This is a genomic window from Dyella acidiphila, assembly GCF_014863405.1.
GTDB lineage: Bacteria > Pseudomonadota > Gammaproteobacteria > Xanthomonadales > Rhodanobacteraceae > Dyella_B > Dyella_B acidiphila.
This window is the reverse complement of the sequence record NZ_JACZZA010000001.1, coordinates 506,981-523,213: the sequence shown is the minus strand read 5'-3', so window position 1 is coordinate 523,213 and position 16,233 is coordinate 506,981. Positions and strand designations below refer to the sequence as shown.

General features: G+C 63.5%; 13 protein-coding genes. 9 read left to right on the top strand and 4 right to left on the bottom strand.

Annotation, left to right across the window (positions count from 1 at the left end; translation table 11 throughout):
• Positions 1-106: 106 nt before the first annotated feature.
• Positions 107-1,513: an aminotransferase-like domain-containing protein gene (locus tag IGX34_RS02455; protein WP_192554069.1), complete on the bottom strand. Its 1,407-nt coding sequence runs from the start codon at positions 1,511-1,513 to the stop codon at positions 107-109.
• Between the two features lie 98 nt (positions 1,514-1,611).
• Here IGX34_RS02455 and IGX34_RS02450 point away from each other — a divergent pair, with 98 nt between their 5' ends.
• Positions 1,612-2,529 carry a DMT family transporter gene (locus IGX34_RS02450; protein WP_192554068.1) on the top strand — a complete coding sequence of 306 codons (918 nt, stop codon included), beginning with the start codon at positions 1,612-1,614 and terminating at the stop codon, positions 2,527-2,529.
• Positions 2,530-2,532: 3 nt separating this feature from the next.
• Here the strand turns inward: IGX34_RS02450 and IGX34_RS02445 are convergent, their stop codons facing one another.
• Both IGX34_RS02445 and IGX34_RS02440 read right to left on the bottom strand, forming a co-directional pair.
• Positions 2,533-3,015 (bottom strand): gluconokinase, encoded by a 483-nt coding sequence (locus tag IGX34_RS02445; RefSeq protein WP_192554067.1) that lies wholly within the window; start codon positions 3,013-3,015, stop codon positions 2,533-2,535.
• 46 nt (positions 3,016-3,061) lie between these two features.
• On the bottom strand, positions 3,062-4,390 hold the full coding sequence (locus IGX34_RS02440) for an MFS transporter (protein WP_192554066.1): 1,329 nt from the start codon (positions 4,388-4,390) through the stop codon (positions 3,062-3,064).
• A 322-nt stretch (positions 4,391-4,712) separates the two neighbouring features.
• Here IGX34_RS02440 and cyoA point away from each other — a divergent pair, with 322 nt between their 5' ends.
• The 5 genes from cyoA (at position 4,713) to IGX34_RS02415 (ending at position 9,594) form a co-directional block, all read left to right on the top strand.
• Positions 4,713-5,684 carry a ubiquinol oxidase subunit II gene (gene cyoA / locus IGX34_RS02435; RefSeq protein WP_225737146.1) on the top strand — a complete coding sequence of 324 codons (972 nt, stop codon included), beginning with the start codon at positions 4,713-4,715 and terminating at the stop codon, positions 5,682-5,684.
• A gap of 65 nt (positions 5,685-5,749) precedes the next feature.
• Positions 5,750-7,717 carry a cytochrome o ubiquinol oxidase subunit I gene (gene cyoB / locus IGX34_RS02430; RefSeq protein WP_338015412.1) on the top strand — a complete coding sequence of 656 codons (1,968 nt, stop codon included), beginning with the start codon at positions 5,750-5,752 and terminating at the stop codon, positions 7,715-7,717.
• Entirely contained in the window at positions 7,710-8,339 is a 630-nt protein-coding gene (cyoC, locus tag IGX34_RS02425; RefSeq protein WP_192554063.1) for a cytochrome o ubiquinol oxidase subunit III, read from the top strand. Before cyoB ends, cyoC begins: the two co-directional genes overlap by 8 nt.
• Positions 8,336-8,731, top strand: coding sequence for a cytochrome o ubiquinol oxidase subunit IV (gene cyoD, locus IGX34_RS02420; protein ID WP_192554062.1), 396 nt, complete (start codon positions 8,336-8,338; stop codon positions 8,729-8,731). The genes cyoC and cyoD overlap by 4 nt, the downstream gene beginning before the upstream one ends.
• Before the next feature lie 80 nt (positions 8,732-8,811).
• Complete coding sequence (locus IGX34_RS02415) at positions 8,812-9,594, top strand: SURF1 family protein (RefSeq protein ID WP_192554061.1); 783 nt, start codon at positions 8,812-8,814, stop codon at positions 9,592-9,594.
• Positions 9,595-9,601: 7 nt separating this feature from the next.
• Here the strand turns inward: IGX34_RS02415 and IGX34_RS02410 are convergent, their stop codons facing one another.
• Entirely contained in the window at positions 9,602-10,219 is a 618-nt protein-coding gene (locus IGX34_RS02410; protein ID WP_192554060.1) for a TetR/AcrR family transcriptional regulator, read from the bottom strand.
• 155 nt (positions 10,220-10,374) lie between these two features.
• Between IGX34_RS02410 and IGX34_RS02405 the strand changes: the two genes are divergently transcribed.
• The 3 genes from IGX34_RS02405 to IGX34_RS02395 are packed head-to-tail and all read left to right on the top strand — an operon-like array spanning position 10,375 to position 16,150.
• Positions 10,375-11,526 carry an efflux RND transporter periplasmic adaptor subunit gene (locus tag IGX34_RS02405; protein WP_338015396.1) on the top strand — a complete coding sequence of 384 codons (1,152 nt, stop codon included), beginning with the start codon at positions 10,375-10,377 and terminating at the stop codon, positions 11,524-11,526.
• Positions 11,523-14,699, top strand: coding sequence for an efflux RND transporter permease subunit (locus tag IGX34_RS02400; RefSeq protein WP_192554059.1), 3,177 nt, complete (start codon positions 11,523-11,525; stop codon positions 14,697-14,699). The genes IGX34_RS02405 and IGX34_RS02400 overlap by 4 nt, the downstream gene beginning before the upstream one ends.
• On the top strand, positions 14,696-16,150 hold the full coding sequence (locus IGX34_RS02395; protein ID WP_225737145.1) for an efflux transporter outer membrane subunit: 1,455 nt from the start codon (positions 14,696-14,698) through the stop codon (positions 16,148-16,150). The genes IGX34_RS02400 and IGX34_RS02395 overlap by 4 nt, the downstream gene beginning before the upstream one ends.
• Positions 16,151-16,233: the final 83 nt, after the last annotated feature.

Genomic DNA, 16,233 nt, shown 5'->3' with positions numbered 1-16,233 from the left:
ATCGAAGATAAGAAGCCTGTGTGCAAATTTGATGACGTGCGAATGTCGCCCGCGCGGAGGCCTTCGCCTTCACGAATCATGCACATCGCGATGGCCGCAGAAATCGCTAGCGCAGTTGCCGTGCAGCCAGTTGCCCGAGTCGGCGCATGGCGCGATCCATGGTGTCGCCCCATGGCATGCCGCAACTCAGGCGCAAGCAGTCTGCGTAGTCGCCGCGACTGGAAAACAGCATGCCGGGCGAGGTGCCGATACCTGCGGCGAGCGCCGCTTCGAACAAGGCCTGCACATCGATATCCGGCGGCAGCTGCAGCCACAGCGAAAGGCCGCCACGCGGCGTGCTGGCACGTGTCTGCTGCGGCCAATAGCGCGCGATGCCTTCATGCAGGCGCTGGCCATTGTCGGCCAGTGCGCGGCGCAGGCGGCGCAAATGACGTTCCATGTCATGGCGGTGCAGATAGTGCGCGATCGCCAGCTGCGGCAGACTGGCGACACCCACGGTGGAGAAATACTTTGCGCGCAGCAGTGCGTCCGTCCACTCGGAACCGATCACCCAGCCCACCCGCAAGCCGGGCGACAGGATCTTGGAGAACGAACTGCAGGTGATCACGATGCCGTGCTTGTCCCAGCGTCGCAGCAAGGAAGGGCGCTGCCCCGACCAGGCCAGTTCGCCGTAGACGTCGTCTTCGATAACGATGGTGTTATGCCGTGCGCAGCTTGCCAGCAACGCCTGTTTGTCAGCGTCCTCGGTAAGGCTGCCGAGCGGATTGTTGAAGTTGGGCACCAGCACCGCCGCGCGCACTTTGTTCTGCTGCAGCAACTGCTCCAGTCGTACAACATCGATACCGCGATCGGGCAGGTTGGGTACTTCCAGCACCTTCAGCCCCAAGGTGGCGATCGCCTGCAGGATGCCGTGATAGGTCGGCGATTCCACCAGCACCACATCGCCAGGCGTGGTCACGGTGCGTAGCGCGAGGCTGAGCGCTTCCATGGCACCGGCGGTGACAATGATTTCATCCGCGGCTACCGCGACCCCAAGTTGCGCATAGCGCTGGGCGATCTGCCGGCGCAGTTCGAGATGCCCCTGCGGTGGCGCATAGTCCAGCGCCGATTGCGGCGTGCGCCGCAGGCAATGGGTAAGCGATGCGGTCAGTGCGGCCTGCGGCAGCAACTCGGCGGCGGCGTTCGCACTGTGCAGCGGCAGCAGGTCGCTGCGCGCAAGCATGTCCAGTACGTCTTGCAGCATGGGATTGCTGATCGTGCCTGGTGCGCGGCGCCGCGTGGATCGGGCGATCGGCGCGAGTGGCGCGGCTGCGCGGACGAAATAGCCTGAGCGCGGCCGGGCCTGGGCCAGTCCTTCGCGTTCGAGCTGCAGGCAGGCCTGTACCGCCGTGGCTGCGCTCACCCCATGGTGAAGCGCGAGTTGCCGGATCGACGGCAGCCGTTCGCCGGCGCGCAGAGTGCCCTGCGCGATTTGCGTGCGCAGCTGATGGGCCAGTTCCTCGTACAGCAGCATGGGGTGGTTCGTCTGTATTGGTCGAAATGGATGCTATCTGAATCTGTATTGGTGTGGTGAGCCGGCTTACGCTGGCCATCCATTCGAAAGGAGCCAGCATGACTTCGCTATCCGGCCATGAGGGCCGCCGCACAGCGGTAGGCCAGTTGCTGTTCGCCGAGTTGCTGATCGGTTCGGTCGGTGTATTCGTGCACGAGAGTGGACAGGATGCGGTTACCGCCGTGTTCTACCGCTGCCTGTTCGGCGGCCTGTTCCTGCTGATCTGGGGTCTGGCGCGAGGGCATCTGCGCGGGCTGTGGCAGGAGCGCGCGCTGTTGCGCGGCGCGGTGGTCAGCGGCGTTCTGCTGGTGCTCAACTGGGTGGCGCTGTTCGCCGGCATGGCACGTTCGTCGATCGGCGTGGCGACCATGGTCTACCACTTCTTTCCGTTCGTGATGCTGCTGCTGGCGGCGCTGCTGTTGGGCGAGCGTACGCGGCCCGCGGATCTGGGATGGACCTTGCTGGCCTTCGTGGGCGTGGTTGGATCGGCCGATCCGGTACGCATGTGGCGTCATGCCGATGCAACGTATCTGGTCGGCATCGGTATGACCCTGCTGGCGGCCGGCTTATGCGGTGCGTCCTTGCTGATGTCGCGGCAGCTGGGCAAGCAGCGGCCGTTCGCCCTGGTCATGTTGCAGTGCTGGGTGGGCGTGGCGATGCTTGCCGGCTTTTCCAGCACGGGAGTGTTTCATGCGGGCTGGCATTGGGGATGGTTGGTCGGCCTGGGCGTTATCCACAGCGGTATTGTCTATGTGCTGTTCTATTCGTCTTATGCACGCCTGCCGGTGGCGAGCATTGCGGTGATGGCGTTTATCTATCCGCTAGTGACGCTGGTGCTGGATTACCTGGTGTATGGACATCGCCTGGTGCCGGTGCAGTTCGCGGGCCTGGCCTTGATCGTGCTGGGTACCTTGGGCGTCAATTTGAAATGGACGCTGTGGCCGGCACCGGCGCGGCGTGCTTGCGTACCGGAGTAGTGCCTAGGCTGTCGGCCACCACGCGATAACGAGGTCGGCGATGGCTGCTGCGGGCTTGCTGGCGGAAACCGTCAGCACCCGCGGTTCTCCCTGCGGCGGCTCCAGGTCGCGAAACTGGCTTTCCACCAGCGAGGAAGGCATGAAGTGATCGGTGCGCTGGCTGACGCGTGCGCGCGCTTCCTCCTCGCTCAAATCGAGAAAGACGAAGCCGAGCTCCGGTATCGCCTGGCGCAGCATGTCGCGATAACGGCGCTTGAGTGCCGAACAGGCGACCAGCACGCGCGGTGCCGTGGCGAGCTGCCGGTTGGTTTCCTGGGCGATGCGTTCGAGCCAGCCTTGTCGGTCGGCATCGTTCAGCGGCGTGCCGCTATGCATCTTGTGGATGTTCTGCGGCGAATGAAAATCGTCGCCTTCGATCAGCACTGCGCAGGCGCGATCGCGAATGGCGCCGGCCACTGTGGATTTACCGCTGCCCGAGACGCCCATGATGACGAGCGCCCGCGCCTGCTTCGAGGTTTGTACCTGCAGTGGACTATTCGCGTGTGGCAAGCGCGCGATTGACTCGCAAGGCGATCAAGGTGCAGGCCACGCCGGAGAGCAGGTACACGCTTACTGCCGCCAGGCCAAAGCGGGAAGACAAGCCGAGCGCGACCAGTGGCGCAAACGCGGCACCAATCAGCCAGGCGAAATCGTTGGTCAGTGCTGCACCCGTATAGCGCAGCCGGATTTCGAAATTGGAAGTGACGCTGCCCGCAGCCTGTCCGTAGGAGAGGCCGAGCAACAGGAATCCCACCAGGATGAAGGCATCCTGCGCTGCCTTGTTGCCGCCGAGCAGCCAGGGCGCAAACAGCGCGAATACGCCGATCAGCGCGGCGGCCGTGCCCAGCGTGGTGCGTCGGCCGATGCGGTCGGCGATCATGCCCGAAGCGATGATGCCGAGAATGCCGACGACGGCCCCGGCAATCTGTACCGCCAGCACTTCATTGATCGATTGCGTGGTGCCCAGTGCGATCCACGACAGCGGGAAGATCGACACCAGGTGGAACAGCGCATAGCTCGCCAGTGCAGCGAAGGCGCCGAGGAAAATGTTGTAGCCCTGGCGCTGCAGCATGTCGAAGATGCCGATGGGGTCCAGTTCGCGCTCTTCCATCGCGCGCGTATATTCCTCCGTGACCACCAGCCGCAGGCGCGCGAACAGCGCCACCACGTTGATGGCGAAGGCGACAAAGAACGGATAGCGCCAGCCCCAGTCGAGGAAATCGTCATTGGCAAGCTGGGCATGCAGGAACAGGAACAGCGCACTGGCGATCATGAAACCGATCGGCGCGCTGAGTTGCCCCAGCATCGAGTACCAGCCGCGCCGCTCCGGCGGCGTGTTCAGTGCCAGCAGCGAGGGCAGGCCATCCCACGATCCGCCCAAGGCGATGCCCTGCAGGATGCGGAAGAAGGCGAGCAGCCCGATAGCCCAGTTGCCGATCACCGTGTAGCCGGGCAGAAAGGCCATGCCGGCGGTAGCGCTGCCGAGCAGGAACAAGGCGATGGTGAGCTTGGTGCCGCGGCTCCAGCGCCGCTGTGCCGTCATGAACAGCGTGGTGCCGATCGGGCGCGCGATAAATGCCAGCGAGAAGATTGCGAACGACAGCAGCATGCCGTCGAGGCGGCTTTCGAACGGAAAGAATACCGAGGGGAAGACCAGCACGCAGGCGATGCCGAACACGAAGAAATCGAAATATTCGGAGGTTCGCCCGATCACCACGCCGATGGCGATCTCGCCCGGCGCCACCTTGGCGTGGGCGTGGATGCGGCCGATATCTTCGTGGCTGAAGGCAGGTTCGCGCTGATCCTCAAACGTCGTCGACATCGTCGTTACTCGGTCAAGGGAGGGTGCGGCAGGTACAGCATGGCACCGTCGCGGCGTGATGGCTAGAGCGCCAATGATCCTGCGATACATGCGAAGAGCACGCAGCGTCCACGTGAGGGCTGGGCAAACTGTCGCAGCAGTTTGCGACGTGGGCTTTTTGTATAAGCCCAGCGTAATTTGCATATTTATGACTTCGCCGGATGGTGTGCATGGACAGTGGAAGGCAGGTTCAAGCGAACAGACCAATTGCACGCAGCCTGCAGTTCGGCGTACCTTGTCCCCGCAAGCAGTACCCCTATCCTTTTCTCGCTGCGTCGCCGGCATGTCCATGAAGACTTTCCGAAGACTGCTCCTGCTTGGCCTTTTCCCGCTGACGGGATGCCACACCGTGCTTATGGCGCCCTCCGGCGACCTGGCGATACAGCAGCGCAATCTGATCATCGATTCGTTGATCCTGATGCTGCTGATCGTGGTGCCGGTGATCGTGATGGCGCTGTTGTTTGCCTGGCACTACCGGGCCGGCAACAAGAAGGCGAGCTACGATCCGGACTGGGATCACTCCACCATGCTGGAGTTGCTGATCTGGTCGGCGCCGCTGCTGATCATCATCGCGCTGGGTGCGCTGACCTGGGTCAGCACCCATAAGCTCGATCCATTCCGGCCGCTGGACCGCATTGCGGCGGGGCGCCCGGTGCCGGCCGATGCCAAGCCGCTGCAGGTGGATGTGGTGGCGCTGGACTGGAAATGGTTGTTCATCTACCCCGAGCAGAACATCGCGGTGGTGAACGAGCTGGCCGCCCCGGTGGATCGACCCATCCAGTTCCATATCACTGCCTCGACAGTGATGAACTCGTTCTTCATCCCGGCTCTGGCCGGCCAGATCTATGCGATGCCGGGCATGGAAACCCAGCTCCAGGCGGTGATCAACAAGCCCGGCGAATTCAACGGCTTCTCGGCGAACTTCAGCGGCGATGGCTTCTCGCATATGAATTTCGTCTTTCACGGCCTCAGCGAGGACGCTTTCGCCCAGTGGGTGCAGAAGGCGAAGGCCGGCGGCGGCGAGCTGAGTCGTGACGAATACGTGAAACTGGCCGCGCCCAGCGAGCAGGTGCCCGTGCATTACTACGCCGGCGTGGCGCCGAATCTTTTCATGGCGATCATGGGCAATTGCGTACCGGAGGGCAGCGCCTGCATGAACAACAAGGCTGCAGCCCCGGCCGGAGGCGAAGAAGGCGCCGCTGTTCCTGCGCATGGCGCGGACAGCATGGCGGCCATGCCGATGGCTCATCCCTGACCACTTTAACCGACTCCAGTGAACGGGTGTCCACGATGTCCCTGCATCCCGACCTTACCAGACTGATTTTCGGTCGCCTGACCTGGCACGAATTCCTGCCCGAGCCGATCGTGGTCGGCACCTTTATTGTGGTGGCGCTGGGCGGTCTCGTGCTGATGGGGGTGATCACCTACTACAAGCTCTGGGGCTATCTCTGGCACGAGTGGTTCACCAGCATCGATCACAAGAAGATCGGCATCATGTACATCATCCTGGGGCTGGTGATGCTGCTGCGCGGCTTCGCCGACGCGGTGATGATGCGTGCGCAACAGGCCATCGCGTTCGGGCATACGCAGGGCTACCTGCCGCCGGACCACTATGACCAGATCTTCACCGCGCACGGCGTGATCATGATTTTCTTCGTCGCCATGCCGCTGGTGACGGGCATGATGAACTTCGTGATGCCGCTGCAGATCGGCGCGCGCGACGTGGCGTTCCCCTTCCTCAACAACTTCAGCTTCTGGATGACCGTGTCCGGCGCGGTGCTGGTGATGATGTCGCTGTTCATCGGCGAATTCGCACGCACCGGCTGGCTGGCGTATCCGCCGCTGTCCGGCATTGCGGCCAGTCCCGACGCAGGCGTGGATTACTACATCTGGGCCTTGCAGATAGCCGGCGTGGGAACCTTGTTATCCGGGGTGAATCTGCTCACTACCATCATCAAGATGCGCGCGCCCGGAATGACCTTGATGCGCATGCCGGTGTTTACCTGGACGGCGTTGTGCACCAACGTGCTGATCGTGGCGGCGTTCCCCGTGCTTACCGCGGCGCTGGCCATGCTGGCGCTGGATCGTTATGCCGGCACCAATTTCTTCACCACGGTGCTTGGCGGCAACATGATGATGTACGTCAACCTGATCTGGATCTGGGGCCATCCGGAGGTGTACATCCTGATCTTGCCGGCGTTCGGCATTTTTTCCGAAGTCACCGCTACCTTCTCGCGCAAGCGCCTGTTCGGCTACGCCTCGATGGTGTACGCCACGGTGGTGATCACGGTGCTGTCCTACCTGGTGTGGCTGCATCATTTCTTCACCATGGGATCGGGCGCCAGCGTCAATTCGTTCTTCGGCATCACCACGATGATCATTTCGATTCCTACCGGAGCGAAGATCTTCAACTGGCTGTTCACCATGTACCGCGGCAGCATCACCTTCGAAGTGCCGATGCTGTGGACGGTGGGCTTTATCGTGACCTTCGCCATCGGCGGCATGACCGGTGTGCTGCTGGCGGTGCCACCGGCCGATTTCTCGCTGCACAACAGTTTGTTCCTGATCGCGCACTTTCATAACGTGATCATCGGCGGTGTGCTGTTCGGCCTGTTTGCCGGCCTCAATTACTGGTTCCCCAAGGCCTTCGGCTTCAAGCTCGATCCGTTCTGGGGCAAGTGCTCGTTCTGGTTCTGGCTGGTCGGCTTCTACTTTGCCTTCATGCCGCTGTATGCGCTGGGGCTGATGGGCGTGACGCGCCGGCTCAGCCATTTCGACGATCCCTCGCTGCAGATCTGGTTCGAGATCGCCGCGTTCGGTGCGTTCCTGATCCTGCTCGGCATCCTGTGCATGCTGATCCAGTTCGCGGTCAGCTTCATCCGGCGCGAGCAGCTGCGCGATGTGACGGGCGATCCGTGGAATGGCCGCACGCTGGAATGGTCCACGTCCTCGCCGCCGCCCAAGTACAACTTCGCCTTCACGCCGCTGGTGCACGAAGGCGATGCGTGGTGGCAGATGAAGCAGCACCATTACCAGCGTCCGCTGGGCGGCTTCATCCCGATCCACATGCCGAAGAACACCGGTGCCGGAATCATTCTGGGCGGCATCAGCACCGTATTCGGCTTCGCCATGATCTGGTACATGTGGCCGTTGGCGATCATCTCGTTCGTGGCGCTGCTGGCCACCGCCATCGGCCACACCTTCAACTACCACCGCGACTACTACCTGTCGGCGGAAGAGGTTGCCAAGGTGGAAGCCTCCCGTACGGAGCTGCTGGCCCATGTCTGAGACCACCATGACCATGAGCGGCGCGTCGGAACCGCTGAAGTTCCATCTAGAGGGCGAGCATCACGTCGAGAACGGCACCTTGCTCGGCTTCTGGCTGTACCTGATGAGCGACTGCCTGATCTTCGCCTGCCTGTTCGCGGCCTATGGCGTGCTGGGCCGCGACTACGCCGGCGGGCCGTCCGCCGCGCAGGTGCTGGAATTGCCGGTGGTGGCGCTCAACACCACCCTGCTGCTGTTCTCATCGATCACGTATGGCTTCGCCGTGCTGGAAATGCAGCAAAACCGGCGCGGGCCGATGATGGCGTGGCTGGTAGTGACGGGACTGCTGGGCGCAGGTTTTATCGCGCTGGAGCTCACTGAGTTCTCGCACCTCATTGCGATCGGCGCGGGCCCGCAGCGCAGCGCCTTCCTGACCTCGTTCTTCACCCTGGTGGGCACACACGGCCTGCACGTGACCTGCGGCCTGATCTGGCTGGTGGTGTTGATGGTGCAGGTAAGCAAGAAAGGCCTGATCCCCGCCAACAAGCGCCGGCTGATGTGCCTGTCGATGTTCTGGCACTTTCTCGACGTGGTGTGGGTCGGCGTTTTCAGCTTCGTGTATCTGATGGGAGTGCTGCCATGAGCGAGCATATCGAGGCGCAGCACGGCCACGACGAGCATGACGAGCACGACGGCGTCAGCCAGGTCCACGCCACGCTGAAGGGTTATCTGCGCGGCTTCATGCTGGCAGCGATCCTGACCATCATCCCGTTCTCGCTGGTGATGACCGGTGCCTTCGCCAAGTCAGGTCCGGCGGATGCCTTGATCCTGTTTCTGGCGGCGATCCAGATCGTGGTGCACATGGTCTACTTCCTGCACATGAACACCAAGTCGGAAGGCGGCTGGAACATGCTGGCGCTGGTCTTCACTATCGTGCTTGTAGTGATCACCTTGAGCGGGTCGATCTGGATCATGTTCCATCTCAACGACAACATGATGCCGGCGGCGATGCAGGATCCGCGCAACCTGCCGTAAGTGCGGTAAATCATCGCGATCGGGCGCCCACGCTGCGGGCTGGGGAGGGCGGCATGCATGGCTCATGCGATCATGAGCGCATGTCATCTGCGAACCATTCCACCCAAGACGCCGCGCGCGGCCCCCGCGGGCCAATCGCCCTGTGCCTGCTCGCCCTGTTCGGCCTCTACCTGTTCGTCGGTTTTATCGAGCTGGGCAATTGGCAGGTACGCCGCCTGGCCTGGAAGCGCGATCTGATCACCCGCGTGGACCAGCGCGTGCATGCGCCGCCGGTGGCGCCGCCCGCGCCCGATCAGTGGTCCAAGGTCAATGCGCAGGACGATGAATATCGCCACGTGCAGGTAAGCGGCCAGTTCCTGCACGATCGCCAGACCTTGATCTGGGCTGCCTCGGACGAGGGTAGCGGCTATTTCGTGCTGACCCCGCTGCGCATGGCCGATGGCGCCATCGTGCTGGTCAACCGCGGCTTTGCGCCGGAGGGCTGGTGCGGCCGTGATGGCGGCTGCGCGCCGGGCCCCACAGGCGATGTAACGGTGACCGGGTTGCTGCGCATGTCCGAGCCGTCCGGCTTCCTGCGCCACAACGATCCGGCGCATAACAGCTGGTACACGCGCGATGTGCCGGCTATCGCCGCGGCACGCGGACTTGCGCACGTGGCCCCGTACTTCATCGACGAGGATCGCCACCCGTCCGCGAATGGCACACATGTGTGGCCCGAGGGCGGCACTACCGTGATCAACTTCCCCAACAGCCATCTCAGCTACCTGATCACCTGGTATCTGATGGCGCTGCTGACGTTGATTGCCGGTGCCTACGTGGGCTACGACGAGTACCGGCTGCGCCGTTCTCTCCGGCGCGGCTAGCGGCCGCTCAGGGCGATGGGCTGAAAAAGGTGCGGGTGAAGATATTGGTCAGCACCGCTTCGGCCGAGGCATCCGGCAGTTCGTTGGGCATGATGATGTTGAAATACAGCATGCCGTCCATCAGGGCGATGGTGGCCAGCGCGTAGTCGGCGGCCGGACCCGGCAGCTGGGTGTTGAGGCGCTGGCAGAACTGTTCGATGAAGTACGCGATCATGTCGCGCTTTTCCAGGCATAGCGCGTTCATGCGCTGGCGGAATTTCGCATCGCGCATGGCGTGCAGGCGCGCTTCGGCCCAGATCACGTAGTTGTTGTCGTCGCGATAGCACTGCGCATAGAACAGCGCCAGCTGCTGCTGCAGGTCTTCGCTGGAGAGGTCGGCGTCCAGCAGCTTTTGCAGGTCTTCCTGGATGTTCTGGTGATCGAGCCGCAACAGCTCGATAAACAGGTCGCTCTTGCTCTTGAAGTTCGAGTAGAACGCGCCGCGGGTATAGCCGGCCTGGGCCGCGATGTCTTCCACGCTGGTCGCTGCCAGCCCCTTTTTGGCAATCGCCACCGCTGCGGCCTCGAGCAGGCGCAGGCGGGTCTGTTCGCGGCTTTCTTCGCGGGTCAATCGTTTGCGTGGCATGCCGCATGGTAACACGGCTTCCGGCACATGTATTTCGATGCTTATTTGAATTCAGATACAGAAGTGTATTAGAGTCCGTTGCCGTATTTGCGCCGGCCCCGGCGGGCACTGTTCCCGCACCGTCGCAGTTACCCCCATTCCCCTAGGAGCGGCTTGTGAATCACCCATCATTCCCCCTGCCTCACGGGCGCGGGCTGACGCGCCGGGCCGCCTGGCTGCCGTATGTGCTGGCGTCGTCGCTGGTTTTGCTGGCCGGTTGCGGCCACCGGGCGCCGGAAGCCGATACAACCGTCCCAGTGATTGCCTTGCCGGTGCAGGCCGCCGATGGCAGCGATGCGGGTCGCTTCCCCGGCGACGTGCATGCCCGTTACGAGATGCCCTTGTCGTTCCGTGTAGGCGGCCAGCTGGCGACGCGCTACGTCAATCCGGGCGACGTGGTGAAGCAAGGCCAGCCGCTGGCCCAGCTTGACCCCAAGGACGCCAACGATCAGCTCGCTGCGGCCAAGGCGGCGCTGGCGGCGGCCGAGCATCGGCTGCTGTTCGCCACCCAGCAGCGCGATCGCGACGAGGCGCAGTCCAAGCAGAACCTGATCAGCCACCTGCAACTGGAGCAGACCCAGGACGCCTACGCCTCGGCCCTCGCCGCACGCGACCAGGCGCAACAGCAGCTCTCGCTGGCGCAGAACCAGGCCCGCTACACCACCCTGGTGGCCGATCACGACGGTGCGATCACCAGCCGGCAGGCGGAAGTGGGGCAGGTGTTGGCGGCGGGGCAGGCGGTGTTTGGCTTTGCCTGGGCCGGCGAGCGCGAGGTGCAGGTGGATGTGCCGGAAAACCGTATCGACGGCGTGGCCGTCGGCCAGGCGGCCACGGTGACGCTGCCGGCGCTGCCGGGGCGCAGCTTTGCCGCGAAGGTGCGCGAGGTTGCGCCTGCAGCGGATGCGCAGTCGCGCACCTACTTGGTCAAGCTGACTGTCGATCAACCCGGCCAGTCCCTGCAGCTGGGCATGACCGCGGATGTGGTGATGCAGCCGCGCGCCGGCCATGCGGCGGTGGTGGCTGTTCGTATTCCGGCCACCGCATTGTTCCACCAGGGCGAGCATCCGGCGGTATGGGTGGTGCGCACTGCCGATTCCACGCTTGAACTGCGCCCGGTGACGGTGGCGCGCTACGGCGAACGCGACGTGCTGCTCGCCGATGGCCTCAAGCCGGGCGAACGGGTGGTGATGCAGGGCGTGCACACCGTTTCGGCGGGTGAAAAGGTGACGCCGATTGCGCCGCCGCATCCGGAGGACGCGCCGCAATGAATAGCGAGGAGCGTTTCAATCTCTCGGCCTGGACCTTGCGCCATCAGTCCCTGGTGTTTTTCCTGATGGGCATGATCGCGCTGTTCGGCCTGCTGTCGTACAAGAACCTGTCGCAGTCGGAGGATCCGCCCTTCACCTTCAAGGTGATGGTGATTCAAACCTTCTGGCCTGGTGCCAGCGCGCAACAGGTGCAGGAGGAAGTGACCGACCGTATCTCGCGCAAGCTGCAGGAAACGCCGTCGATCGATTTCCTGCGCAGTTATTCGCGTCCGGGCGAATCGCTGATCTTTTTCAACATCAAGGATTCCGCACCGGCGTCGATCGTGCCGGAAACCTGGTACCAGGTGCGCAAGAAGGTCGGCGACATCGCCGCGCAATTGCCGCAGGGCGTGCAGGGGCCGTTCTTCAACGACGAGTTCGGCGACGTCTACACCAATATCTATGCGCTGGAAGGCGACGGCTACACGCCGGCGCAGCTGCACGATTACGCCGATCAACTGCGCGCCGAGCTGCTGCACGTACCCGGCGTGGCCAAGGTCGATTATTTCGGCGACCAGAACCAGCACATCTACATCGATATCCCGAACACGCAGCTGGCCAAGCTGGGCATCAGCCCGCAGCAGATCGGCCAGGCGATCAACGAGCAGAATGCGGTGGCCTCGACCGGCGTGCTGACCACTGCCGACGACCGCGTATTCGTGCGGCCGAGTGGCCAGTACGACGATATGCAGGCATTGGCCGATACGCTGCTGCACATCAACGGCAAAAGCATTCGTCTTGGCGATATCGCCACGTTGCGCCGCGGCTACGACGATCCGCCCAGCCAGGTCATGCGCTTCATGGGGCAGCCGGTGCTGGGCATCGGCGTCACCATGCAGCCGGGCGGCGATGTGATCCAGCTCGGCAAGGCGCTGGAGCAGTCGACGCATACCTTGCAGCAGCGCCTGCCGGCCGGACTGAAGTTGTCGGAAGTCACCAGCATGCCGCGCGCGGTATCGCATTCGGTGGATGACTTCCTGGAATCGGTAGCCGAAGCGGTGGCCATCGTGCTGCTGGTAAGTCTGCTCAGCCTGGGCGCGCGTACCGGCATGGTGGTGGTGATCTCGATTCCGTTCGTACTGGCGGCCACCGCGCTGTGCATGGATATCTTCGGCATCGGCCTGCACAAAGTTTCACTGGGCACGTTGGTGCTGGCGCTGGGCCTGCTGGTGGACGACGCGATCATCGCGGTGGAGATGATGTCGGTGAAGCTGGAACAGGGTTGGGGCAGGGTGCGTGCCGCCGCGTTCGCCTATACCAGTACTGCGTTCCCCATGCTGACCGGCACGCTGGTGACGGTATCCGGCTTCCTGCCGATCGCACTGGCCAAGTCGGGCACCGGCGAATACACGCGCTCGATCTTCGAGGTATCGGCGATTGCCTTGCTGGTGTCATGGCTGGCGGCGGTAATCGTGATCCCGCTGCTCGGCTACCACATGCTGCCCGAGCATCATGAGCGGACCAAGCCAGGCAGTGAATGGTGGGCACGCTTTCTGCCTGCACGCTGGAATCAGTCCCGGGCCGCCAAGGCGGCGCAGCTGGTGCACAACGGCGACGAGATCGAGATCTACGACACGGTGTTTTATCGCCGCTTCCGCGGCTGGCTGGATTTCTGCCTGCGCAACCGTTGGCTGGTGCTGGCCTCCACGGTAGTGCTGTTTGTGATTGCGCTGGCCGGCTTCGGGCTGGTGCCGAAACAGTTCTTCCCCAGCTCCGACCGTTCGGAGCTGCTGGTGGACCTGCGCTTGCCGGAGGGTGCCTCGTTTGCCGCGACCTTGCGCGAAACCAAGCGCTTCGAAGCGGCCATCCAGGGTCGCAAGGAAATCGCCAATTACGTCAGCTTCGTCGGCAGCGGCGCGCCGCGCTTCTATCTGCCGCTGGATCAACAACTGGCCCAGCCCAACTTTGCGCAGTTCGTGATTACCGCCAAGGACGTCAAGCAGCGCGAGCAACTGGCGGCGTATCTGGATGGTGAGCTCAAGCGCGACTTCACCGCCGTGCGCAGTCGCGTCAGCCGCCTTGAAAACGGGCCGCCGGTAGGTTTTCCGGTGCAGTTCCGCGTGGACGGCGACGATATTGCCACCGTGCGCGGCATCGCCGAGCAAGTGGCGGTGGTGATGCGTGCCGATGCCAATACCACCAATGTGCAATTCGACTGGGACGAGCCGGCCGAACGCTCGGTGCGCTTCGAGGTCGATCAGATCAAGGCGCGCCAGCTCGGCATCAGTTCGCAGGACATCGCCAATTTCCTGGCGATGAGCCTGTCCGGCACCACGGTCACCCAGTATCGCGAGCGCGACAAACTGATCGCGGTGGATCTGCGCAGCACCGGCGGCGATCGCGTGCATCCGGATCAGATCGAGCGGCTGGCGATTCCGTCACCCAGCGGTACGGCGATTCCGCTGGCGCAGCTGGGCCATGTCAGTTATGGACTGGAGTACGGCGTGATCTGGGAGCGCGACCGGCAGCCGTCGATCACCGTGCAATCGGACACCCTGCACGGTGCGCAGGGCCTGGACGTGACCAATGCAATCGACGCCAAACTCGCCACGATTCGCAGCCATCTGCCGGTGGGCTATCGCGTCGAAGTAGGCGGTTCGGTGGAGCAGAACGGCAAGGCGCAAGGATCGATCAATGCGCAGATGCCACTGATGATGATCGCCGTGCTTACCTTGCTGATGATCCAGCTGCAAAGTATCGGCCGCACCTTCATGGTGGTGCTGACCGCGCCGCTGGGCCTGATCGGCGTGATCACCGCGCTGTTGCTGTTCCATCAGCCGTTCGGCTTCGTGGCGATGCTCGGCACGATCGCCATGTTCGGCATCATCATGCGCAACTCGGTGATCCTGGTAGACCAGATCGAGCAGGACATCCATGCCGGACATCCGCGCTGGGAAGCGATCATCGGCGCCACCGTGCGGCGTTTCCGTCCCATCACGCTGACCGCGGCGGCCGCGGTGCTGGCGCTGATCCCGCTATTGCGCAGCAACTTCTTCGGGCCGATGGCCACCGCCCTGATGGGCGGCATTACGGTGGCGACGGTGCTGACGCTGTTCTATCTGCCGGCGCTGTATGCGGCGTGGTTCCGCGTACGCGCCGATGAAGCGGCCAGTGAGCCGGAGGTGATCGTATGAAGGCGCCCGTGATGCATCGTTCGATCTTCGCTCTTGCCACCGCGGCGGCCTTGACCGGTTGTGCCTTTGCACCGCCGGCCAAACCACCGGCACCGCCTTCGCCGTCGCACTATGCGGTGCAGCCGACACCCGCGCAAAGTGCCCAGGCTGATGGCGTGTCGCAGCATTTCAGCCTTGGCGCACGTGCCGTGCCGGAATGGTGGCGCCGCTATGGCAGCGATACCTTGGACGCCTGGGTCGACGAAGGCCTGCGCAACAATCCATCGCTGGCCGCCACGCAGCACTCGCTGGAGGCCGCGCATCAACTGCTGCGTGCACAGGTCGGCGCCAATATGCTGCCGACCCTGGACGGGCAGGCGCAAAGCAGCCGGCAGCGTGCGCTGGGCTTTCCTGACTTCGGTCCGCCGACCAATCTTTACGATGTCTATGCCGGCCAGCTTTCGCTGAGCTACAACTTCGACCTGTTCGGCGCGACCCGTCATGGCATCGAGCAGACCGCGGCGCAGGTGGATCAGCAGTCCTACGAGTTCGATGCGGCCAAGCGTGCCCTGGCTGCGAACATCGTGATTGCGGCAATCAATGCCGCGTCGCTGAGCGAACAGCTGAGCACCAGCGAACGGCTGTCTGCGCTGGCGCATCAGCAGGCCGCGCTGACCGAGCATGCGTACCAGCTCGGCGCCGCGTCGCGCGATGATTTGTTATCCGTGCAACAGCAGGCGGAGAGCATCGATACCTCGATCCCCGGCCTGCGTGCGCAAGCCATGCGTGCACGGCATGGCTTGGCAGTGCTGATGGGGCGTACCCCGGATCAGGCGCCGGCCAGCCTGTCGCTGGCAGAGCTGCAGCTGCCGCTCGACGTGCCGGTCAGCGTGCCATCCGAACTGCTGCAGCAGCGGCCCGACGTGCTCGCGGCCGAGGCCTCGGTACATGCGGCGTCGGCGCAGGTGGGTGTGGCTACGGCCAATCTGTTCCCGCATATCTCGCTCTCCGCCTCGCTGGGTACGGCGGGCTTCAAGCCCGCGAGCCTGTTCACCGGCGCCGGCTCGATCTGGAGTGTGGGTGCGGGCCTGACCCAGCCGATCTTCCACGGTGGCGCCTTGATGGCACAGCGCCGGGCGGCGATCGCCAGTTACAACGCTGCCTTGGCGCAATACCGGCAAGCCGTGCTCAACGCCTTCCAGAACGTGGCCGATACCTTGACCGCGCTGGACCAGGACGCGCTGACCCTGCAGGCAGCCAGCAGGCAGGCGGCAACCGCCGAGCAGGCCTTCGGCGATACCGGTGCACGCTATCGGCTGGGCGCGGTCTCCTATCCGGAAACCGTGCTTACCGAGCAGCACCTGCAAAGCGCGAGGCTGACCGAAATCCAGGCCCGGGCGGCGCGTATGGCGGATACGGCGGCCCTGTTTCAGGCGATGGGCACACCCCCGGCAACGGCACGCAAGGACTGATTTGGCCCAGGCATTTGTCCGGGGCGGCATCCCATTTCAAAATCCCGGGGCCCAAACGTCTTAGGAGCACAGTTGAACGTCTC

Excerpts from the sequence above, each read along its gene's own strand:
- IGX34_RS02410 (WP_192554060.1), bottom strand. The coding sequence starts at position 10,219 with ATGCCACGCAAACGATTGACCCGCGAAGAAAGCCGCGAACAGACCCGC.
- IGX34_RS02400 (WP_192554059.1), top strand. The coding sequence starts at position 11,523 with ATGAATAGCGAGGAGCGTTTCAATCTCTCGGCCTGGACCTTGCGCCAT.
- IGX34_RS02455 (WP_192554069.1), bottom strand. The coding sequence starts at position 1,513 with ATGCTGCTGTACGAGGAACTGGCCCATCAGCTGCGCACGCAAATCGCG.
- IGX34_RS02415 (WP_192554061.1), top strand. The coding sequence starts at position 8,812 with ATGTCATCTGCGAACCATTCCACCCAAGACGCCGCGCGCGGCCCCCGC.
- IGX34_RS02445 (WP_192554067.1), bottom strand. The coding sequence starts at position 3,015 with ATGGGCGTCTCGGGCAGCGGTAAATCCACAGTGGCCGGCGCCATTCGC.
- cyoC (WP_192554063.1), top strand. The coding sequence starts at position 7,710 with ATGTCTGAGACCACCATGACCATGAGCGGCGCGTCGGAACCGCTGAAG.
- IGX34_RS02395 (WP_225737145.1), top strand. The coding sequence starts at position 14,696 with ATGAAGGCGCCCGTGATGCATCGTTCGATCTTCGCTCTTGCCACCGCG.
- IGX34_RS02440 (WP_192554066.1), bottom strand. The coding sequence starts at position 4,390 with ATGTCGACGACGTTTGAGGATCAGCGCGAACCTGCCTTCAGCCACGAA.
- cyoD (WP_192554062.1), top strand. The coding sequence starts at position 8,336 with ATGAGCGAGCATATCGAGGCGCAGCACGGCCACGACGAGCATGACGAG.
- cyoA (WP_225737146.1), top strand. The coding sequence starts at position 4,713 with ATGTCCATGAAGACTTTCCGAAGACTGCTCCTGCTTGGCCTTTTCCCG.
- IGX34_RS02450 (WP_192554068.1), top strand. The coding sequence starts at position 1,612 with ATGACTTCGCTATCCGGCCATGAGGGCCGCCGCACAGCGGTAGGCCAG.